Annotated in this window: 20 protein-coding genes; 13 read left to right on the forward strand and 7 right to left on the reverse strand. The window is 61.3% G+C overall.

Translation table 11 applies throughout. The annotated features are described in order from the left end of the window. Positions 1 to 17 precede the first annotated feature (17 nt). Positions 18 to 1091, forward strand: a complete 1074-nt coding sequence (locus KUD11_RS11955; protein ID WP_109387879.1) for a PQQ-dependent sugar dehydrogenase — start codon at positions 18 to 20, stop codon at positions 1089 to 1091. Positions 1092 to 1109: 18 nt separating this feature from the next. On the opposite strand, the gene KUD11_RS11960 is transcribed toward KUD11_RS11955, so the two are convergent. Then, positions 1110 to 2111, reverse strand: coding sequence for a GlxA family transcriptional regulator (locus tag KUD11_RS11960; RefSeq protein WP_109387877.1), 1002 nt, complete (start codon positions 2109 to 2111; stop codon positions 1110 to 1112). A 172-nt stretch (positions 2112 to 2283) separates the two neighbouring features. Here KUD11_RS11960 and KUD11_RS11965 point away from each other — a divergent pair, with 172 nt between their 5' ends. Continuing rightward, positions 2284 to 3651: a class II 3-deoxy-7-phosphoheptulonate synthase gene (locus KUD11_RS11965; RefSeq protein ID WP_109384505.1), complete on the forward strand. Its 1368-nt coding sequence runs from the start codon at positions 2284 to 2286 to the stop codon at positions 3649 to 3651. 177 nt (positions 3652 to 3828) lie between these two features. Here the strand turns inward: KUD11_RS11965 and KUD11_RS11970 are convergent, their stop codons facing one another. Then, on the reverse strand, positions 3829 to 4533 hold the full coding sequence (locus tag KUD11_RS11970; protein WP_224380220.1) for a PAS domain-containing protein: 705 nt from the start codon (positions 4531 to 4533) through the stop codon (positions 3829 to 3831). A gap of 261 nt (positions 4534 to 4794) precedes the next feature. Here KUD11_RS11970 and KUD11_RS11975 point away from each other — a divergent pair, with 261 nt between their 5' ends. From KUD11_RS11975 to phoB, 10 genes are all read left to right on the forward strand, one after another. After that, positions 4795 to 5685 carry a YicC/YloC family endoribonuclease gene (locus KUD11_RS11975; RefSeq protein WP_181375254.1) on the forward strand — a complete coding sequence of 297 codons (891 nt, stop codon included), beginning with the start codon at positions 4795 to 4797 and terminating at the stop codon, positions 5683 to 5685. Then, on the forward strand, positions 5675 to 6334 hold the full coding sequence (gene gmk / locus KUD11_RS11980; RefSeq protein ID WP_109384503.1) for a guanylate kinase: 660 nt from the start codon (positions 5675 to 5677) through the stop codon (positions 6332 to 6334). Before KUD11_RS11975 ends, gmk begins: the two co-directional genes overlap by 11 nt. Then, positions 6331 to 6861 (forward strand): gamma carbonic anhydrase family protein, encoded by a 531-nt coding sequence (locus KUD11_RS11985; RefSeq protein ID WP_109384502.1) that lies wholly within the window; start codon positions 6331 to 6333, stop codon positions 6859 to 6861. The genes gmk and KUD11_RS11985 overlap by 4 nt, the downstream gene beginning before the upstream one ends. Next, positions 6858 to 7901 carry a sensor histidine kinase gene (locus KUD11_RS11990; RefSeq protein ID WP_109384501.1) on the forward strand — a complete coding sequence of 348 codons (1044 nt, stop codon included), beginning with the start codon at positions 6858 to 6860 and terminating at the stop codon, positions 7899 to 7901. Before KUD11_RS11985 ends, KUD11_RS11990 begins: the two co-directional genes overlap by 4 nt. A gap of 168 nt (positions 7902 to 8069) precedes the next feature. Then, positions 8070 to 9110, forward strand: a complete 1041-nt coding sequence (locus tag KUD11_RS11995; protein ID WP_109384500.1) for a substrate-binding domain-containing protein — start codon at positions 8070 to 8072, stop codon at positions 9108 to 9110. A gap of 83 nt (positions 9111 to 9193) precedes the next feature. Further along, entirely contained in the window at positions 9194 to 10654 is a 1461-nt protein-coding gene (gene pstC / locus KUD11_RS12000) for a phosphate ABC transporter permease subunit PstC (protein ID WP_109384499.1), read from the forward strand. Next, a complete protein-coding gene (gene pstA / locus KUD11_RS12005; protein WP_109384498.1) occupies positions 10651 to 12012 on the forward strand; it encodes a phosphate ABC transporter permease PstA in 1362 nt (453 codons plus the stop codon). The genes pstC and pstA overlap by 4 nt, the downstream gene beginning before the upstream one ends. 25 nt (positions 12013 to 12037) lie before the next feature. Beyond that, positions 12038 to 12838, forward strand: a complete 801-nt coding sequence (gene pstB, locus KUD11_RS12010; protein WP_109384497.1) for a phosphate ABC transporter ATP-binding protein PstB — start codon at positions 12038 to 12040, stop codon at positions 12836 to 12838. 5 nt (positions 12839 to 12843) lie between these two features. Beyond that, on the forward strand, positions 12844 to 13554 hold the full coding sequence (gene phoU / locus KUD11_RS12015) for a phosphate signaling complex protein PhoU (protein WP_109384496.1): 711 nt from the start codon (positions 12844 to 12846) through the stop codon (positions 13552 to 13554). Between the two features lie 13 nt (positions 13555 to 13567). Then, positions 13568 to 14257 carry a phosphate regulon transcriptional regulator PhoB gene (gene phoB / locus KUD11_RS12020; RefSeq protein ID WP_109384495.1) on the forward strand — a complete coding sequence of 230 codons (690 nt, stop codon included), beginning with the start codon at positions 13568 to 13570 and terminating at the stop codon, positions 14255 to 14257. Here phoB and KUD11_RS12025 read toward each other — a convergent pair. Then, complete coding sequence (locus tag KUD11_RS12025; protein ID WP_109384494.1) at positions 14254 to 15162, reverse strand: LysR substrate-binding domain-containing protein; 909 nt, start codon at positions 15160 to 15162, stop codon at positions 14254 to 14256. The genes phoB and KUD11_RS12025 overlap by 4 nt on opposite strands. 108 nt (positions 15163 to 15270) lie before the next feature. On the opposite strand from KUD11_RS12025, the gene KUD11_RS12030 reads away from it, so the two are divergent. Next, positions 15271 to 16497 carry an acyl-CoA dehydrogenase gene (locus KUD11_RS12030; RefSeq protein ID WP_109384493.1) on the forward strand — a complete coding sequence of 409 codons (1227 nt, stop codon included), beginning with the start codon at positions 15271 to 15273 and terminating at the stop codon, positions 16495 to 16497. A 118-nt stretch (positions 16498 to 16615) separates the two neighbouring features. On the opposite strand, the gene KUD11_RS12035 is transcribed toward KUD11_RS12030, so the two are convergent. The 4 genes from KUD11_RS12035 to KUD11_RS12050 all read right to left on the reverse strand — a co-directional run bounded on the left by KUD11_RS12035 (position 16616) and on the right by KUD11_RS12050 (position 21848). After that, positions 16616 to 17626: an IS30 family transposase gene (locus KUD11_RS12035; protein ID WP_109384452.1), complete on the reverse strand. Its 1011-nt coding sequence runs from the start codon at positions 17624 to 17626 to the stop codon at positions 16616 to 16618. Positions 17627 to 17761: 135 nt separating this feature from the next. Then, positions 17762 to 19291, reverse strand: coding sequence for a malonate--CoA ligase (locus KUD11_RS12040; protein WP_109384451.1), 1530 nt, complete (start codon positions 19289 to 19291; stop codon positions 17762 to 17764). A 5-nt stretch (positions 19292 to 19296) separates the two neighbouring features. After that, entirely contained in the window at positions 19297 to 20535 is a 1239-nt protein-coding gene (locus KUD11_RS12045) for a malonyl-CoA decarboxylase (protein ID WP_109384450.1), read from the reverse strand. Then, entirely contained in the window at positions 20532 to 21848 is a 1317-nt protein-coding gene (locus KUD11_RS12050) for a TRAP transporter large permease (RefSeq protein WP_109384449.1), read from the reverse strand. The genes KUD11_RS12045 and KUD11_RS12050 overlap by 4 nt, the downstream gene beginning before the upstream one ends.

Consider the following 21848-nt stretch of genomic DNA (forward strand, 5'->3'; position numbering starts at 1 on the left):
ATCTTATCTCTATGCAAATGATCCGCCAATTCGCTCTCCTCTTCGCCCTCGCGGCCGGCCCCGTTCACGCGCTCGACAGCAGCGAGGGTCAGCTTACCGTCACGCCGATTGCCCGCGGTCTAGATGCACCTTGGGCATTTGGGTTCCTGCCCGATGGGGATATCCTGATCACCGAGAAGGATGGGCGCGTTTTGCGTCTGGTGGATGGGACATTGAGCGCGCTGCGCGGCGTGGGGCCAGTGGCGGATGTCGGGCAGGGTGGCCTTCTCGATCTGCTCATCCCCGCCGATTTTGCCGAGAGCCGCGAGGTCTATTTCTCTCTCGCATTGAGCCAAGACCGGGGCGAGGGCACCGCACTGGCCCGCGCACGGCTGGAAGAGGGTGCAGACCGCCTGACGGATTGGGAGGTGCTCTACCAGATTGCGGCGGGGAGCAGCGGTGGGCGGCATTTCGGCTCGCGCCTTGTCGAGGGTGCGGATGGGATGATCTACATGACCGTGGGCGATCGGGGCGACAGGCCCTCGGCGCAAGACCGCAGCAATGAGAACGGCACCGTGTTGCGCCTGACGCGCGACGGCCAGCCTGCGCCAGGCAATCCCTTTGCGGATGGCCAGCCCGCGATCTGGTCATATGGCCACCGTAATCCGCAAGGGGCAGCACTTGATCTTGAAGGGCGGCTTTGGGTCTCGGAGCATGGCGCGCGCGGCGGGGATGAGCTGAACCTCGCGCAACCGGGCGCGAATTACGGCTGGCCCGTGATCAGCTATGGCAGGCATTACTCGGGCGGCAAGATCGGGGAGGGCACCGAAAAGGCGGGTATGGCCCAGCCCGAATTTTATTGGGACCCGTCGATCGCGCCTTCGGGGCTGATGATCTATTCCGGCGCGCTCTGGCCCGAGTGGCGGGGCGATATTTTCACGGGATCGCTGAAATTCGGCCATATCGCGCGGGTGGGCGGCGCGCCCTTGGCCCTGCAAGAGGTGATCGAGGGCCCAGAGACAGCGCGGCTCCGCGATATTCGGGAGGCCCCGGATGGTGCGATCTGGATACTTTCGGCGGGCAATGGCGCGCTTTATCGCATCACGCCCTGAAAGTCACCTTGAGGCGGCTCACACAGACAAGCGTGAGGCCTGTGCGCCACGCTCGCGGTACGGCGTGGTGTTGTAATGCGCGCGGTAGCATTTGGAAAAATGCGAGGGCGACGAAAACCCGCACGCCAGTGCGACATTGATCACCGTCATATCGGTCTGCATCAACAGGTTACGCGCCTTTTGCAGGCGCAGTTCCATGTAATAGCGCTTTGGGCTACGGCTGAGATAACGGCGGAAGAGCCGTTCCAACTGCCGCGTGGACATGCCTGCATCTTTGGCCAGAAGCGAGGGCGAGATCGGCTCCTCGATATTGGCCTCCATCATCTGTATCACTTGGCTGAGCTTGGGATGACGCACGCCGATGCGCGTGGGCACGGAAAGACGCTGCGTGTCCTGATCCGTGCGGATGGTTGAATAAATCATCTGATCGGCCACCGCATTGGCCAGTTTTTCGTCGTGATCATCGGCAATAAGCTTCAGCATAAGATCAATAGACGAGGTGCCGCCCGCTGTGGTCATTCTGTTGCCATCCACGGTAAAGACCGATTTCGTAAGCTCCACCTCGGGAAATTCCTCGGCAAAGCTGTCGTGGTTTTCCCAATGGATCGTGGCGCGCTTGCCCTCCATCAACCCGGCCTTGGCCACCGTGTAAGACGCAGTGCACAGCCCGCCTATCTTGAGCCCGCGCCGCGCTTCGCGCCGGAGCCAGTTGAGCAGGCGTTTGGTCGTATGCTGTTGAATATCTCCACCGCCGCAGACCAACACTGTGTCATCACGGCTCAACTCATCAAGACTGATATCCACCTGAAAGCGTGACCCGGCAGAACAGGCCACGTAATCCTCGCTATCGCCGCAAATTAACCAAGTGTAGAGTTCTGCGCCCGCCATACGGTTTGCAATGCGCAAACATTCGACAGCTGAGGCGAAGCTGAGCAGCGTAAAATTTTCGACAAGCACAAAGATGAAACGGCGCGGGGCCGCGCCTTCGCCTGTGAGAGCCCTAGGACGGTCGTGGACCATGTGATGCATCCTTCCCATGTCGCACCCGTCTATCCGCTTTGCACAAAAGCCCGCCGCGTGACAAGGGCGCGCGCGCGCCTTTGCATCGAATTGCACAATCGTTATATGGTCAGAGCGGGTCATGTTTGTTAAGCAACGGGCCTGAGTTTGATTGATATCGGAGCGCAAGATCATGGCGGAGTGGCAAAAATCGACTTGGCGGACGAAACCGCGGGTTCAGATGCCGGACTATCTGGACGCGGCGGCTCTGGCCGATGTGGAGGCGCGTCTGAGCGCCTATCCGCCCCTTGTGTTCGCCGGTGAGGCCCGCAAATTGAAGCGCGCTTTGGGGGCGGCCTCGCGCGGGGAGGCGTTCTTGCTTCAGGGCGGCGATTGCGCCGAGGCGTTTGATCAGTTCAGCGCCGATGCGATCCGCGATACGTTCAAGGTGATGCTGCAAATGGCGATGGTGCTGACCTACGGTGCCAAGGTGCCTGTGGTCAAAGTGGGCCGGATGGCGGGGCAATTCGCCAAGCCACGCTCGGCACCGATGGAAACCGTGGGCGGCACGGAGCTTCCCAGCTACCGCGGCGATATCATCAATGAGCTTGCCTTTACCGAGGCTGGGCGCATTCCCGATCCGACCAAGATGTTGCAGGCCTATACGCAATCGGCGGCAACGCTGAACCTGCTGCGTGCCTTTTCCAAGGGCGGCTATGCGGATATGACCAAGGTCCATAACTGGACGCTGGGCTTTACCGAGGGCGAAAAGGCCGCGCGCTACCGCGAGATGGCCGAGCGAATTTCTGATGCGCTCGATTTCATGCGCGCCGCCGGGGTGAACTCCGAGAGTACCGAAGCGCTGCAAACGGTGGATTTCTACACCAGCCACGAATCGCTCCTGCTGGAATATGAAGAGGCGTTGACGCGTCTCGACAGCACGTCTGGCAATTGGCTTGCCGGGTCTGGCCATATGATCTGGATCGGGGACCGCACCCGCCAGCCCGATGGCGCGCATGTGGAATTTGCGCGCGGCGTTCTCAACCCTGTGGGCCTGAAATGCGGGCCAACGACCACGGCCGAGGACCTTAAAGTGCTGATGAGCCGCCTCAACCCGGCCAATGAGCCGGGCAAGCTTACGCTGATCGCGCGGTTCGGTGCGGGTAATGTCGGCGAGCATCTGCCGCGTCTTATTCGCGCCGTGCGCGAAGAGGGGGCGAGCGTCACATGGGTGTGTGATCCGATGCATGGCAACACGGTCAAATCGGCCTCCGGCTACAAAACCCGGCCCTTTGATGCGGTGCTGCGCGAGGTCCGTGACTTCTTTGGCGTGCATAAGGCCGAGGGCACGATCCCCGGCGGCGTGCATTTCGAGATGACGGGTCAGGACGTGACGGAATGCACGGGCGGCGTTCATGCGGTCAAGGACGAGGATCTGAGCCACCGCTACCACACGGCCTGCGATCCGCGCCTCAACGCATCGCAATCTCTGGAGCTGGCGTTCTTGGTGGCAGAGGAGCTTTCTGCCCTGCGGGTGGAGCGTCACGCAGAAGCGGTTTGAACTAGGTTATCTTCGCGCTGTAAGGCATTGAAAGGGCCGGGGGGTAAGCCTCGGCCTTTTGCGTTTCAACCGATTGCGCGCGGCTGCGGCCTCGCTCACCACATCAGCGTTCAGACGGGCCGCTTAGCCAAAGTGCCGCAGGTGGTTTCTATGAGGTTTCAGGTCTATGCGTCCGCCTCAGTCGCTTTTGATGAGACGTAGGTAAGACCGCTCACCCGATTTTGCCGGGGTGGTTCCGGACACGCCTTCGAAGGACGCGGCGGGATCGGCAAAACCAGTTTGCAGCGGCTCTGGTGTGGAAGCTGCCACCACGCTTGGCAGGCTCACGTTTATGCTGGTCAGTTTGGTATGGGTGATCGAGAACCGGCGCGGCGCACGGCCCGAGGGGCCGCTGCTCACAAGACAGCCCAAAGCACGGCTGATATCACCCAGATCACTGCGCAATGGCAGCATGATCAGCGTACCATCCAAAGCGGGTGCGCCGGAGCCGCTGGCAGAGCTGAGCGTGAGACGCACAATCGCAGGCTCATCAAAGAGGCGCACCATATGCTGCGCCAGCGCATCGCGATCACCAGGGGTGAGGAATGCGCTGATCGGCATGCCACGCACCTCCATACCCATCAGATCGCTCAGGTGGCTGCCAGCAATGCGCAAGCGGGCAAGGCCCGGCGCAATCCGCTCAATAATGAAAGCGTTGGGGAGCAATGGCTCGATCTCGCGCGGGTCGATGTCTGAGCGTCGAGGCACATCGCCGCCGCGCCGCATCCGTGTCCAATAGCTCTGAAAATCAAGCAAGGCTGCCTGTTCACTGGCGCCGCGCCCGCCAAGGATGCGCATGATCTTGCTGCCTACGGGCGGGCCTACGGTGCGATCTTGTGTCATCCGGTTCTACTCCCCAATACGTGCGCGGCTGTCTGGTGCCCCAAGCACCACCGACCCTCTGGCCTGCCGATATATTTCTAACACAATTGGTATCGGTTTTGTCTAAATTCCAATTCATTTGGTTAACTGATCGGGCGGTCCCTGCGCTATCTGCGCACCGTGACGGCACCATGACGGCACCCTGCGGGCCTGCCCTCAGCGGCTTGCAAGCGGCGGGTGGGCGGCTTAGACGAGAGGGGACATCAGACGGAGAGACGACGCGTGATATATTCCATGACCGGGTTTGCCGCCACGCGCGGCTCTGGGGCGGGGTTTTCCTGGGGCTGGGAGCTGCGCAGCGTCAATGGCAAAGGGCTTGATCTGCGCATCCGTGCGCCCGATTGGGTCGAAGGGCTTGAGGTCGCGCTGCGTGCTCGGCTGGGGCAGGCCGTGGCGCGCGGCAATGTCACACTGAACCTGCGGGTGCAGGCGGAGGAGAGCGGCGGGCGGCTCAGCATCAACGCGGCGCAGCTTGAGGATGTTCTGAGCGCCATGGCCGAGGTCGAGCGCGCGGCGATGGCGCGGGGCCTCAACCTTGCGCCCGCGCGCCCCGCCGATGTGATGAATGTGCGCGGCGTGCTGGAGACGGCCACGGCGGAGCAAGACACAGCCGGGCTGAAAGCCGCCCTTTTGGCTGATATCGAGCCCTTGATAGAGAGCTTCACCGCCATGCGTGCTGCCGAAGGGCAGGCGCTGGCGCGTGATCTCGGCGCGCAGATCGACACCGTCGCCCGTCTGACCGAAGAGGCGGAAAAAGCCGCAGACGCGCGCCGACCCGAAGCCGAGGCCACGTTGAAAGCAGCCCTTGCCCGGGTGATGGACAACACGGACGGTGCCGATGAGGCGCGCATCACACAAGAGCTCGCCATGCTTGCCGTGAAGGCGGATGTGAGCGAAGAGATCGTGCGCCTGCGCGCCCATGTGGACGCCGCCCGTGCCCTTTTGCAGGGTGGCAGCCCGCTCGGGCGCAAGCTGGAATTCCTGACGCAGGAGTTCAACCGCGAGGCCAATACGCTGTGCGCCAAGGCAGGGTCTGTGGCGCTTACGTCCATCGGATTGGACCTCAAGGCGGTGATAGACCAGATGCGAGAGCAGGTGCAAAATGTCGAGTGATGCCAAGACCGCCAGCCGCCGGGGCCTTTTGATCATCCTTAGCTCGCCCTCGGGCGCGGGCAAATCCACCCTGACGCGGCGATTGCGCGCGTGGGACGACAGCCTTGATTTCTCCGTTTCGGCCACCACCCGTACCCCGCGGGCGGGCGAGGTGGACGGCGAGGATTACCACTTCATGACCGAAGCCGACTTCCGCACCGCCGTGGCCGAGAGCGAGATGCTGGAGCACGCCCATGTCTTCGGCAATTTCTACGGCTCACCCAAAGCACCCGTGGCCCGCGCCATCGAGGCCGGGCGCGACGTGATCTTTGACATCGACTGGCAGGGCGCGCAGCAGATCCAGAACTCCGATCTCAGCCAGCATACCTTGTCGATCTTCATCCTGCCCCCCTCCATCACCGAGCTACGCCGCCGCCTAGAAAGCCGTGGACAGGACGCGCCAGAGGTGATCGCCAAACGGATGCAGAAAAGCTGGGACGAGATCAGCCATTGGGGCGAATATGACTATGTTCTGGTCAATGACGATCTGGATCAGACCGAGGCGCGGCTCATCTCAATCGTGCGTGCGGCGCGGCTCAAGCGCATTCAGCAACCCCGGCTGAGCGACCATATCCGCCGCCTTCAGGGCGAGTTTGAGGAGACCCAATGACCCTCTATTCCCTTGACGGCGAGACACCCGTGATCGACGCGGACGCATGGATTGCACCCGGTGCGCATGTGATGGGCCGTGTGCGGCTGGAGGCGGGCGCATCGGTGTGGTTCTGCGCCACGCTGCGCGGTGATAATGAGTGGATCAGCGTGGGGGCGGGCAGCAATATTCAGGAAAACGCGGTGCTGCACACCGATATGGGGCACCCTTTGACCATTGGCGCTGGCTGCACGGTTGGACATAAGGCGATGCTGCATGGTTGCACGATCGGGTCCAACACGTTGATCGGGATGGGGGCCACCGTGCTCAACGGCGCTGTGATCGGCGACAATTGCCTGATTGGTGCGGGCGCGCTGATCACCGAAGGCAAGGTGATTCCGGATGGCAGCCTCGTGATGGGCGCGCCGGGCAAGGTGGTCCGGCAGTTGGACGACGCCGCAATTGAGGGCCTGCGCCGCAGCGCGCTTGGCTATCAGGCCAATATGCGCCGTTTTCAGGCGGGGCTTGAGGTTTTGCAAGGCGGATGAGCCTGCCAGACATCTCCTCGCTTCTGGAGGCGATCCCGCAGCCCGCGCTTTTGATTGGCCGCGCCGAGCGGATCATCGGCGCCAATAGCGGCGCGAGCGCGCTTCTGGGGGGGGCGATCACGGGGCGTCATTTTATCACCGCCATCCGCCAACCCACAGTTCTGGATGCCATCGAGGACGCTCTGCGCACCCACGCCCCGCGCGAGGCGCGCTATCTGACCAATGCAGGAGAGGCGGATGTGACCTACACCGTGACCGCGCGGCCCGTGGACTGGGGCAGCATGCAGGCGGTTCTGGTCTGTTTTGAGGATATCACCCATCTGGAGCAGGCAGGGCAGATGCGCCGCGATTTCGTGGCCAATGTCAGCCATGAGTTGCGCACGCCACTCACCGCGCTGCTGGGATTTATCGAAACCCTTCAAGGCCCCGCCAAGGGTGATGCGGTGGCCACTGAGCGCTTCTTGAGGACCATGGCGCGCGAGGCGGCGCGGATGGAGCGTCTGGTGCATGACTTGCTGTCGCTGAGCCGGGTTGAGGCGCAGGAACGTGTGCGCCCACGCGAGAGTGTAGATCTCGGGGCGCTGCTCACATCAGTGTGCCAAACGCTGCGCCCATTGACCCAAGATGCGGGTGCGGCTCTCGCGCTGACCCTGCCGGACGCAGCGATTAAGGTGCCGGGCGATGCGGATCAGCTGAGGCAGGTTTTCACCAATCTGATCGAGAATGCCGTGAAATATGGCGGGCAGGGGGGCGCGGTGCGGATCACCCTGACGCAGCTTGAGGCGGCCCCCGCGCTGCGCCGCCCTGCGGCAGCGGTCACGATCACGGATCAAGGGCCGGGAATCGATCCGCTGCACATTCCCCGCCTGACCGAGCGATTCTACCGCGTGGATGGTCATCGCAGCCGCGAGAAGGGTGGCACGGGGCTGGGTCTTGCGATTGTAAAACATATCATCAATCGCCATCGCGGGCGGCTCAGGATCGAGAGCGCTCTGGGAAAGGGCAGCACTTTCAGCGTCTTGCTGCCCTTGGATGTCTGAGACATGCCATCCTCCCGCCGTCGCCTCCGAAACCATCCACAGGTATCGCCGCGCATTGTCATAAAGCTGTTACAAAAGTGTAACAAAAGCGTCGTTGCGGGGGTCTAGGCCTGCGTCAGGACCTCCCGAGACGCGGGGGGCCGCCTTTGCGAAATCAGGAGTTGATCCATGACACATCCCAAAATGACCGTCTCTGCCGTAGCTATTCTGGCCCTTGGCGCGGGAGCTGCCCATGCGCGCGACAACGTGCAGGTTGCAGGCTCCTCTACCGTGCTGCCCTATGCCGCCATTGTCGCCGAAGCGTTCGGCGAGAACTTTGATTTCCCCACACCCGTGGTCGAATCCGGCGGCTCCTCCTCGGGCCTCAAGCGGTTCTGTGAAGGGGTCGGCGAGAACACGATCGACATCGCAAATGCCAGCCGCGCAATACGCGAAAAAGAAGTGACCGCCTGTGCCGAGAACGGTGTGACGGACATTATCGAAGTGCGCATCGGTTATGACGGGATCGTCTTCGCGAGCCAGATCGACGGTCCCGCCCTCACTGCATTCACACCCAGCGATTGGTTCAACGCGCTGGCCGCTGAGATGCCCGTGGACGGCGCACTGAGCGCGAACACCAACATGACATGGGCCGACGCTAATGCCGATCTGCCCGCCGTTGAGATTGCGGCTTTCATCCCCGGCACCAAGCACGGCACGCGCGAAGTCTTTGAGGAAAAGGTCCTGCTTCAGGGCTGCGAAGACACCGGCGCGATGCAGGCGATGATGGATATGGGCATGGATGAGGACGCCACCGAGAAGGCCTGTATGGCCGTGCGCACCGATGGTAAATCGGTCGATATCGATGGCGACTATACCGAGACCCTCGCGCGCATCGACAGCAATGTTGACGGTGTGGGCGTATTTGGCCTCGCCTTCTATGAAAACAACACCGACACGCTGAAGGTCGCGACCATGGGCGGTGTCTCGCCCTCGACCGAGACAATCTCCTCGGGCGAATACCCAGTGTCGCGCCCGCTCTATTTCTACATCAAGAAGGCGCATATCGGCGTGATCCCCGGCCTTAAGGAGTTCGCAGAATTCTTTATCTCTGATGAGATCGCAGGTCCCGATGGCCCATTGGCACAATACGGCCTCGTCTCCGACCCTGAGCTTGCCCAGACCCAAGAGGCGGTCGCGGGCGAGCAGGTCATGGGCGGCGGTAGCTAAGCCAGACGACAAACCAACCTTCGGGGGCGGCGGTGCTGCCCCCGAGGATTTTTGCCAAAATACTCAATTCCGGTGGTGCTGCCATGCCAACGTTCGTAATTGTCTTGATCGTCGCGTTTCTCTCTGTGCTCGGCTTCATGCTGGGCCGGGGGCGTGCGCTTGGCTCGGCAGGCGGTGACGCACGTGGGTTGCACTCGCTACCGCATTTCTATGGGGCTAATGTCGCCCTGAGCATTTTTTTACCGGGCTTTGGCCTTCTGGCCCTGTGGCTGATCGCGCAGCCCCTTATCGTGGAGCAGCGCATCGCGGGCCAATTGCCTGAAGGCGCCGTGGCTGAGGGCAGCACCATCAGCCTTGTGATGAGTGATGTGCGCCGCGTGGCCGAAGGGCTGGACTTGGCCGTGGCTACAGGAGACCTGAGCGCGGATGAGGCGCGCGGAATGACTGATCCGCAAGACCTGCGCGCGCGTTTGGCGGGGTTGGGCGTGGCGCTCGGCTCGGATGTGACGCCGGCGATGCTGGGCGCGGCGCAAACCTACCGCAGTTTTTCAGCCGCCGCAGGCTGGGCCATGACACTGGCGGTGCTGGGAGTGGCACTTGCCGGGTTTGTCCTCGCGCTGCGCCGCACGGACCGTGATTTCCGCGCCCGCAATGTGGTGGAAAAGGTGGTTATGGCGCTCTTGATCGCGGCGGCGTCGCTGGCGATCCTGACCACGCTGGGCATCATCTTGTCGCTCGTGTTCAACACGGTGGAGTTCTTCCGCCTGCACCCGGCGTCGGATTTCTTTTTTGGCCTTATATGGTCACCCAGCTTTGGGGGGGGCTCGTCTCTCAGTGTTCTGCCGCTTCTCTGGGGCACCCTCTATATCTCGATTATCGCTCTTCTGGTCGCGGTGCCCATCGGGCTTTTCGCGGCAATCTACCTGTCGGAATATGCGGGGCCAAAGGTGCGCGCCATGGCCAAGCCAATGATCGAGGTTTTGGCGGGCATTCCGACAATCGTCTATGGGCTCTTTGCGCTGCTGACGGTCGGGCCTCTCTTGGTCACGGTCTTTGGCGATGAGGGCCTTGGCTGGATGCAGGCGGGCACCGCGGTGATGACGGCGGGGCTGGTGATGGGTGTCATGCTTATCCCGTTCGTAAGCTCGCTCAGCGATGATATCATTAACGCCGTGCCGCAAGCGATGCGCGATGGCTCCTATGCGATTGGGGCCACCAAATCCGAGACGATCCGACAGGTGATCCTGCCTGCGGCTCTTCCGGGCATCGTCGGCGCAATCCTTCTGGCCGCCTCCCGCGCGATTGGCGAGACGATGATCGTCGTGCTCGGGGCAGGGGCGGCGGCCCGGCTCAGCATGAACCCGTTTGACGCCATGACCACCGTCACCGCCAAGATCGTGAGCCAGCTTACCGGCGATAATGACTTCGCCTCGCCCGAGGCGCTGGTGGCCTTTGCGCTTGGTATGACGCTCTTTATCATCACGCTGGGCCTCAATGTCTTCGCCCTCTACATCGTGCGCAAATACCGGGAGCAATACGAATGACCGACATGAACCTTGCTTCCGAGACACCACAGACACCAGCGCCCAAAGGCAGCCTGACCCGTGCGGACGCGAGTACCAAAAAGCGCAACGCCGCCGAGACGCGGTTTCGCTTTTACGGGCTGACGGCGGTGGCGATTGGCGTGGTGTTTCTCTTGATCCTCGTCACCTCCATCGTGAGCAACGGTGTGGGCGCATTTCAGCAGACTTTCATTACCGCGCAGGTCTATCTCGACCCCGCAAAGCTTGATAAAAACGGCAATCGCGATCTGGAGGAGATGAAAAAGGTCTCGACCTTCGGCTATGCGCCGCTCATCCAGAGCGCCCTTCTGGCCGAGGTTGAGGCGCGCGGCATCGACACGACGCTATCCAAGCCCGGTGATATGAAAAACCTCCTCTCGGCCTCCGCCCCGGCGCAGGTGCGCGACTATGTATTGGCCAACCCCGACCGCGTGGGAGAGACGGTGGAATTCCGCCTCCTCGCCTCATCGCGCGTGGACGGATATATGAAGGACCGCGTGTTCCGCGAGGATGTGGCGCGCGACAAGAATATTTCGGTGGAGCAATTGGACCTCACAGATGCGCTGGTTGGCGTGGGCGTGATCGCAAAGGGCTTCAACTCCGCGTTTATCTTTGGCGCGGACGCCTCCGGCTCGCGCCCTGAGCAGGCGGGGATGGGGGTCGCGATGATCGGCTCATTCTTCATGATGCTCGTCGTGCTGGTCCTCAGCCTGCCCATCGGCGTGGCCGCTTCCATCTATCTTGAGGAATTCGCGCCGAAAAATCGCCTGACCGATCTCATTGAGGTCAATATCTCCAACCTTGCCGCCGTGCCATCCATCGTCTTTGGCATTCTGGGTCTGGCCGCGTTCATCCAATTCGCGCATCTGCCACAATCGGCCCCTCTGGTGGGTGGATTGGTGCTGACCTTGATGACCCTGCCGACGATTATCATCTCCACCCGCGCTTCGCTCAAGGCCGTGCCTCCGTCCATTCGCGATGCGGCGCTGGGTGTGGGCGCGTCCAAGATGCAGAGCGTTTTTCATCATGTCTTGCCGCTCGCCATGCCCGGCATCCTGACCGGGACGATCATTGGCCTCGCGCAAGCCTTGGGTGAGACGGCACCGCTCTTGCTGATCGGGATGGTCGGCTATGTTGCCACGAACTATCCCGATGGCATATCGGCGGGGTTTCTGGACCCCAACTCGGCCATGCCCGCGCAGATCTATGAATGGGCACGCCGCTCGGACCCCGCGTTTTACGAGCGCGCATGGGGCGGGATCATCATTCTTCTGGTCTTCCTTTTGACCATGAACATCATTGCCATCCTTCTGCGCCGCCGGTTTGAGCGGCGGTGGTAGAGCGGTGGAAGATCGGAGCCCAACCATGTATGACGCGCCTGCCCAACTGGAGAAGCAAGTGACCCAGACTGACATCAAAATCGCCGCGCGCGGCGTGCAGGTTTACTACGGTGACACACACGCCATCAAGGACGTGGATGTGGATATCGTCGACAAGACGGTGACCGCATTCATCGGTCCGTCGGGCTGTGGAAAATCCACCTTCCTGCGATGTTTGAACCGAATGAACGACACGATAGATATCTGCCGGATCGAAGGCGACATCCGCATGGATGGTGAGGATATCTATGACCGCCGGGTGGACCCGGTGCAGTTGCGCGCCAAGGTCGGCATGGTGTTCCAAAAGCCCAACCCGTTCCCCAAATCCATCTATGATAATGTGGCCTATGGACCCCGCATCCACGGCCTTGCCCGCAACAAAGCGGAGATGGACGATATCGTGGAGCGCGCCCTGCGCCGCGGCGCGATCTGGAACGAGGTGAAGGACCGGCTTCATGCGCCCGGCACGGGCCTTTCGGGCGGGCAGCAGCAGCGGCTTTGCATCGCGCGGGCGATTGCGACCGAGCCAGAAGTTCTCTTGATGGATGAGCCATGCTCGGCACTTGATCCCATCGCCACGGCGCAGGTGGAGGAGCTGATCGACGAGCTGCGCTCGAATTATTCGGTCGTGATCGTCACCCACTCGATGCAGCAGGCTGCCCGCGTCAGCCAAAAGACCGCGTTTTTCCACCTTGGAAACCTTGTGGAATACGGCGAAACGAGCACGATTTTCACCAACCCCGTGGATGAACGGACTGAATCCTACATCACCGGCCGGATCGGGTAAGCACAATGCAAGACACACATATCGCCTCGGCTTTTGACCGCGACCTTGAGGTCATTCAGGCCCAGATCATGAAGATGGGTGGCCTCGTGGAAGAGGCCATTATTGATGCTGCCACCTCGCTTGAGACCCAAGATCAGGAGCTGGCAGAGACCGTCCGCCGCCGCGACCGCGCGATTGATGATCTGGAGGAAATGATCAATCAGGAGGTGGCGAAGGTGATCGCCCTGCGCGCGCCCACGGCGATTGACCTGCGCCTGATCCTGTCGGTCCTGAAGATCTCCGCCAACCTTGAGCGGATTGGTGATTACTCCAAAAACATGGCCAAGCGCACCACGGTTCTGGCGCAGCTTCCACCCGTCAACGGCTCTCCCGCCGCGCTGCGCCGCATGGCGCGTGAGGTGGAGCGGATGCTGAAAGATGCGCTCGACGCCTATATTCAGCGTGACGCGGATTTGGCGTATGAGGTGATGCTGCGCGATCAGGATGTGGACCAGATGTATAACGCGCTTTTCCGCGAGTTTCTGACCTTCATGATGGAAGATCCGCGCAACATCACCGCCTGTATGCATCTGCATTTCATCGCCAAGAACACCGAGCGGATGGGCGATCATGTGACCTCTATCTGCGAGCAGGTGATCTATCTCGTCACCGGCGAGATGCCCGAGGAAAGCCGCCCCAAGGGTGATCTGACCTCGACCAAACCCGTCGATATTTGAGGGAGGGCAGGGGATGAGCATTGATCAACCCTGCGTTTTGCTGGTGGAGGACGAACCGGCGCAGCGCGAGGTTCTGCTCTACAACCTTGAGGCCGACGGCTTTGCCGTGCAGAGTGCCGAGAATGGTGAAGAGGCGCTGGAGCTTGTCCGCGAAGGGCCGCCCGATCTTATCGTCCTGGATTGGATGCTGCCGCGCGTCTCGGGGATAGAGGTGTGTCGCCAACTTAAATCCCGCGCCGAGACGCGCGCCATTCCGATCATCATGCTCTCGGCCCGCTCCGAGGAGGTGGACCGCGTGCGCGGCCTTGAGACGGGGGCCGATGATTATGTGGTAAAGCCCTATTCTGTGGTCGAGCTGATGGCGCGGGTGCGCGCTCAGTTGCGCCGCACGCGGCCCGCCTCGGTGGGAGAGCGGCTCGAATATCAGGGGATCGCACTTGATGCTGAGACGCACCGCGTGACCCGCGATGGCGAAACGCTCAAACTGGGGCCGACCGAGTTTCGCTTGCTCAGCACCTTCATGGAAAAGCCGGGCCGGGTCTGGAGCCGTGAACAACTTCTCGACCGGGTCTGGGGGCGCGATATCTACGTCGATACCCGCACGGTCGATGTGCATATCGGGCGGTTGCGCAAGGCGCTCTGTCAGCATGGCGGGGACGATCCGTTGCGTACGGTGCGCGGCGCGGGATACGCTCTGGGTTAGCGTGGCAGCATGTCCTCATCGCTCGCTTGCGCGGCAAGCCATGCGCGAAACGAGGCCAGCGCGCCGGTTTGCGCCGCACCACGTGGCCAAACGAGGTAATACGCACCGGGGCTGGGGCAAGGCCCGCCCCACGCGGAGATAAGCCGCCCGCTCGCCAAGTCCTGCTCCGCAAGGTAATCGGGCAGGAGGGCCACGCCCAGCCCATGCAAAGCCGCCTGCGTGATCGTGGCGAACTGGTCGTAAATCGTGCCAGGCGCATCCCCGTCGGGCGCACCTTGGGCCGTGAACCACGCCGCCCACGCGTCAGGCCGCGTCTCGATATGCAAAAGAGGCAGATCCTGCAACGAAGCCGGGGACAAGGGCATGCGCCCGGCAATGAGATCAGGCGCACAAACTGGGATCACAGCCTCCCCACGCAGGCGCATCACCTCTGTGCCCGGCCAATCCCCATCACCGAAATATATTGCGGCATCAAAGGGTTCTGACGCAAAGCTAAACGGGCGCACACGCGTCGAGAGATTCAGAGTGACTTCTGGATGGCTGCGCGCAAAATCAGGCAGGCGCGGGACCAACCAGCGCATCCCGAACGTGGGTAAGATCGCGAGGCTCAGGCTACCGCCCGCAGGGTTGACCGTGAGTTTCATGGAGGCCTGCGCGATCTGGCTGAGCGCGCCGCGCACCTCCGCCGCATAGGCGCTTGCCTCAGGCGTCAGCACCATCCGCCGCCCTTCGCGCAGCACAAGGCGCAGACCCAACTGCTCCTCCAGCGTCTGGATCTGGCGGCTGACCGCGCTCTGGCTAAGGTCCAGCGCTTCGGCTGCGGCGGTCGCGCTGCCCAGACGATCCAACGCCTCAAGCGCGCGAAGGGCAGCGGTCGACGGCAAAAAGCGGCGGGGCAGGGCCATCTATGCGGTTTACTCATGGGTTGATGCAGGTTCTGCGCTATTGTTTGAGCGTATTTTGCGGTATGGTCCAGTAGAAATACGCACATCCCCCATGAAAGGACCGCTCCCATGAGCCTTGACGCCCCACAGACCCTCAAAGCAAAAGACGCGCCCGATCTGGGCACATTTGACTGGGCCGACCCCTTTTACCTGAACGATCAGCTCAGCGAAGACGAGCGTATGATTGCCGATAGCGCCCGCAGTTTTGCCGCTGAAAAGCTGGCCCCGCGCGTCATCAAGGCCTATGCGGAGGAGACGGTCTCACCTGAACTTTTCCCTGAAATGGGCGAAATGGGGCTGCTTGGGACGACCATCCCCGAAGAATATGGCGGGCTTGGCGCCAGCTATGTGAGCTATGGCCTTGTCGCGCGCGAGATCGAGCGTGTGGATAGCGGCTACCGCTCCATGATGTCTGTGCAATCCAGCCTCGTGATGTATCCCATTTACGCATATGGCACCGAGGAACAGCAACTGAAATACCTGCCGGGCCTCTCCGCCGGCACGCTGATCGGCTGCTTTGGCCTGACCGAGCCGGATGCTGGGTCTGATCCGGCGGGCATGAAGACCAAGGCTGTAAAGACCGATGGCGGCTACCGGATCACCGGCTCCAAGATGTGGATTTCCAACAGCCCGATCGCCGATGTGTTCATCATCTGGGCCAAGTCCGACGCGCATGACGGCAAAATCCGTGGGTTTGTCCTTGAGAAAGGCATGAAGGGTCTGAGCGCGCCCAAGATTGGCGGAAAGCTGAGCCTGCGCGCGTCTGTGACCGGCGAGATCGTGATGAAGGATGTCGAAGTTGGCGAGGACGCGCTTTTGCCCGGCGTCGAAGGACTCAAAGGCCCGTTTGGCTGTCTCAACCGCGCACGCTATGGCATTGCGTGGGGTGTCATGGGGGCGGCCGAGTTCTGCTGGCACGGTGCGCGGCAATACGGGCTTGATCGGCATCAGTTCAAGAAGCCGCTGGCCCAGACGCAGCTTTTCCAGCTCAAGCTTGCCAACATGCAAACCGAGATCACGCTGGGCCTGCAAGCGGCGCTGCGGGTAGGACGGCTCATGGACGAGGCGCGGGCAGCACCCGAGATGATCTCGCTCATCAAGCGTAACAACTGCGGCAAAGCCCTTGAGATTGCTCGGCATTCCCGCGACATGCATGGCGGCAACGGAATCTCCGAAGAGTTCCAGGTGATCCGCCACATGATGAACCTTGAGACGGTCAACACCTATGAGGGCACGCATGATGTCCATGCGCTGATCCTTGGGCGGGCGCAAACCGGCCTTCAGGCTTTCTTTTAGACCTTGAGATAGAGCAGCCTGATCTCTAGAGGTCAGGCTGCCTGATTTCGTTTAGGTGGCATAATAACATCGGCCAGGGTGTGAACTCACGCTGAAGTGCAGTTCCTGATATGTTGTTTTACTCCAATCGGTTCCGTAACTCCATCAGTTCGCTTTCAAAGACCTCAGCAGGCGTTCGGTAGCCAAGGCACTTGCGCGGCGTTGAATTGAGGCGGTGGCAAATCGACCTCAAATATCGATTTGTGAGCGCCGTCGGTTCGGTTGATCTGGGGAGATAACGGCGCAGCCTGTTGTTCGTGTTCTCAACAGTGCCTTTCTGGTAGGGTGCTTGGGGATCACAGAACCATGCATCCGCACCAATGCCGTCCTTTAGACGCTTCCAGGCTGAGAACTCAGTCCCGCGATCAAAGGTGATTGACTGACGTGCATCTGCGGGCAGCGGTGCCAAGCCGTTGATCAGGGACTCCATGATCGGTTTGGATGTGCGATCCTCATTGCGGATGACGACAGCATAGCGGCTCACGCGCTCCACCAACGAAGTCACATTCACCTTTCCATGTTCGCGCCGGAACATCATCAGATCGCACTCCCAATGGCCAAACTCAGACCGCTCAGCAATGCGTTCGGGCCTGTAGAATAGGCTTTGCGCATCAAAGATGTGACCACGCTGGTGGCGTCGATGTCCACGCGGCCTGCGGCGTTTACGATGCTCCGGCAGGTGACGATAGAATTGCTCTGCGCGGCCATCCTTGGAATAGGCGAAGCGGTAGATGGTCTCATGGCTCACGCGGATCGGATGACGTTCTAGGCGCATCCGGCCTGCGATCTGTTCAGGAGACCAACCAGCTTTGAGACGGTCCTCAATAGCGGCCTTCAACTCCGGGTTTACGATCATCTTGCGATGGACCGCGCGACGCCGCTCGTACTTATCCTGCGCGACGACCGCGTGATAGCCGTTCAACTCCGGTATCTCTTTGTCGGTGTATCGGTTGCGCTTGATGTCCCGGTAGATCGTAGAGGGGTCACGACCCAATCTATCCGCGATCTCTGATACCGGCATTTTGGCTTCAAGCCACTTTGCGAGCTTACGCCGTTCGTCCAGCTTCAGATGACAGTAGTGGCTTCCCATTCTTCATACTCCATGCATCTCTCTGTTTTAGTACAGAATTTGCACTTCGTTTGTGAATCCACCCAGAAATCGGCCAATATTCGCATAATCATTATTATGTAAATATTAGAAATGACCAAAGCACGCCCCGCAAGACTACTCTACACTCTCGCTCTGCATAAAGATCGCGCTGTAAGTCTCTCTTAACACGTTCTTTTGAACTTTTCCCATCGTATTACGCGGCAGCGCCTCTAGCGTGATCATACGGCGTGGATGTTTGAAGCGCGCAAGCTCCTTGCCCACAGCGATCTCGATCTGTGCCATATCAGGCTGCGCGTCTTTCTCGGCCACCAGAACCGCGACGACACTCTCACCAAAATCGGGATGCGGTACGCCGATCACGGCGCTCTCACAAACACCCAGCTGCGCGTCGAGGACCAGCTCAATCTCCTTGGGATAAATGTTGTAGCCACCGGAAATGATCAGATCCTTGCCGCGTCCGACGATCTGCACATAGCCCTGATCGTCGATCAGCCCCAAATCGCCGGTGATGAAAAACCCGTCCGCGCGCAGCTCTTCGGCGGTCTTCTCGGGCATCTTCCAATAGCCCTGAAAGACGTTCGGGCCGCGCACCTCGATCTGCCCGACTTCGCCCTGCGCAAGGGTTTCGCCCGTGCCAGGATCAGTGATTTTCAACTCAACACCCGGCAGCGGCATCCCAACCGTGCCCGCGCGGCGCGCCCCGTCATAAGGGTTCGTGGTGTTCATATTGGTTTCTGTCATGCCGTAGCGCTCAAGGATCGCGTGGCCTGTGCGCGCCTCAAAGCTGGCATGGGTTTCGGCCAAAAGCGGCGCGGACCCGGACACGAAAAGCCGCATATGCGCCGCCGCCGCACGGTCAAAACCGGGCTGGTCGAGAAGCCGTGTATAAAATGTGGGAACGCCCATCATTGACGTGGCCTCTGGCAGACGCGTGAGCACCTCTTCCGCATCAAACTTGGGCAGGAAGATCATCGAGCCGCCCGCAATAAGCGTGACATTAGTCGCCACAAAAAGTCCGTGCGTATGGAAGATCGGTAGCGCGTGCAAAAGCACGTCCTGGTCGGTAAAGCGCCAACATTCAACCAGCGCCTCGGAGTTGCTTAGCAGGTTGCGCTGCGACAGCATTGCCCCTTTGGAGCGCCCGGTTGTGCCGGATGTGTAAAGGAGAGCTGCCAGATCGTCCGCGCCCCTATCTGCGGTGTCGAACATCTCTGGCTGGCCATCTGCGGCCATCGCGAGCGATCCTGTGCCATCCGCATTCAGCACCGCCAGACGCGCCCCCAGATCGGAGGCCATCTCGGCCATTTCCACCTCAGACGCCCCATCGCAAACGATCAAAGACGCGCCGGAGTCCTCGATAAAATACTGCAATTCCGCCGCCGTGTAGGCGGTGTTGAGCGGCAAGAAGACCACACCCGCCTGAGCGCAGGCCGCATAGAGCGCCAGTGCCTCGGGCGATTTGTGGATCTGCGCCGCAAGCCGATCGCCAGGGCGCAGGCCGGTACCGGCCAGAACATGGGCAAATTGAGCGGCGCGGCGCAGGAAAGCGTCATGGGTAAGGGTGACGCCGGTTGCGAGATGCAAAAACGGCGTCTGCGCCCCCGCATGGCGGCCAAATAACTGATCGTAAAGCGGATTGGCCATTTGTCTCAGCCTCCCTGCGTAAGTGTTTTCTGCCCCGCCGCCGCCATCGTGCGTATCTCGGACGTGGCGGCGATCTCATAACTGCTGGCGAAGGCCTCGTGGGTTTGGGCCAGCGTGCGCAGGTCGTAGAGGTAATTCACCATGACCCCGCCGGATTGCGCGCGGCCCTTGTCGGACATATCAGCCCCCTCATGCAAGCCATGTATCCGCGCGCCATTGCCGAGATGAAAGCGCGCGACGGGGTCCACGGGATCACCCTGAGGCCGTTTGGCGTTGAGCAGGTAATGCGCCGCAAGGGCCCCCGTGGGCGCGGTTTCGATCCCCTGCCCCATCTGCCATTTGCACAGGCCCGGGATGGGTGAGAGGGTTACAAAGGTCTTCAGACCCGGCATCTCGGCGGCGAGATCAGCGGCCACCTGTTTGATCAGCGAATTGCCAAACGAAATGCTGGCCAGCCCGGCCTGACAATTGGAGATGGAGTAGAACACCGCGGTGTCCGCAGCCCCACGCTCCAGCGGCGCGCGCGCCTCGGCCAGAAGCGGCGCAATCGCGCCGGGGATGCCGCGCGTGAGCGCAACCTCGACAAAAATCAGCGGCTCATCCGGCATGGCGGGATGAAAGAACGCAAAACAGCGGCGGTCCGCAGGCTCCACCCGGCGGCGCAGATCGCGCCAGCTTTCGATCTCGTGGACCGCCTCATAGGCGATGATCTTCTCCAGCAGATGCGCGGGGCTGCGCCAGTTTATCGGCCGCAGCACCAGAAAACCGCGATTGAACCACGAGGCAAAGAGATGCCGGAAATCAAGGTCCAGCGCCTCAAGCTCTGGCACGCCCCGCCCCAGCCGCAAGAGATCCGCGCGCATGGCCACCAGTGCCGCCGTGGCACCGGGCACCTGATTGAGACGGCGGATCAGCTCCTGGCGCAGCGGCTCGGCGGCGCGGGTGAAGGCGCGGTAGCTCTCCTTGCCGGGCGTGGCCTCGTACGCATCGAGCGTGCGGCGCACAGCGGCCGGATCGATCCCCATGGCACCTGCGAGATGGGTGAAGAACCCCAGCTTGCCTGCATCATCGAGCGCCGCAAAACGCCCCAGGATCTGCTCTGCCAGATGCCGGCCGGACACCTCGCCCGAGGCGCTGACCAGCGCGTCGCACATCTCCTCCATCGGCGCGCCGTCCCAATCGGGCGTCTGCGCCGAATAGCGCCGCTCGAACACCGTCGAGAGGAGATCGGCCAGCATGCTCACACCCCGGGCCCCATCACCAGATCAGGCAGCCATGTGGCAAGGCCCGGGAAAAAGCACAAGAGGACAATCGCGATCACCATGCACGCCACGAAAGGCAGCGACCCCATGAGGATTGTCTTGAGCGAGATATCGGGCGCGATGCCGTTGATGACATAGAGGTTGAGCCCCACTGGCGGGCTGATCAGGCCGATTTCCATGTTGATCGTGAGGATCACCGCGAACCAGATTGGATCGAACCCCGCCACCGTGATGATTGGTAGCAAGATGGGGGCGGCCATAAGGATCACCGCCACGGGAGGTAGGAAGAAACCCGCGACCAGCAAGAAAACGTTGATCACCCCCATCAGGACCCAGCGATTGACCTCCAGCGTGCCTATCCATTCGGCAATGGATTGTGTGATGAAAAGGCTGGAGAGCATGTAGGAAAACACCCCCGCCGCCCCGATGATGAAAAGGATCATCACCGATTCCTTGGTGGAATCGCGCAGCACGACCCAGAGGTCCTTGGGGTTCCAGAGGCGGTAGATGATCATCGCGATCAAAAGACACATGAGCGCGCCCACGGCGGCCGTCTCGGACGGTGTGGCGACCCCACCATACATCGCGTAAAGCACGCCGATGATGATGGCGATGAAGGGCAGAACGCGGGGCAGGATCTCGAATTTCTGCTTCCAGCTATAGATGCGCGGAGTGAGCAGCGCCATGTTGCCCGACTTCCATGTGGAATAGAGCGACCATGCCATAAATAGCGCCACCAGCATCGCGCCCGGTATGACGCCTGCCAGAAAGAGCCTGCCAATCGAGGTTTCGGTCGCGATGCCGTAGACGATCATCGTGACGGACGGTGGGATGAGGATACCCAGCGTGCCGCCCGCCGCGATGGAGCCTGCGGCGACACCGTCCGGATACCCGCGCTTGCGCATCTCGGGGATGCCCATCTTACCGATGGCCGCACAGGTGGCGGGGCTGGAGCCGGACATGGCCGCGAAGAGCGCACAGGCCCCGAGGTTGGAGATCACAAGCCCCCCCGGCACACGGGTGAGCCACCGTTCCAGCGCCTCATAGAGGTCCGCCCCTGCCCTTGTGGAGGCAATCGAGGCCCCCATGATGATGAACATCGGAATGGACAACAGCGCGAAGTTATCAAGCTTGCCAAAGAGGATTTCGGGCATCAGCTCAAGGCTGCGCATCCCGTCGAAGATAATGAGGAACCCGGCAGAGACGATCAGCAGGCCAAGGGCCACCGACACGCCGGAAAAGAGCACCAGAATGGTTGCGATGGCGACCAAAGCGCCCAGAATGAGAGGGTCCAT

The organism is Roseovarius carneus, assembly GCF_020141465.1.
Taxonomy (GTDB): domain Bacteria; phylum Pseudomonadota; class Alphaproteobacteria; order Rhodobacterales; family Rhodobacteraceae; genus Roseovarius; species Roseovarius carneus.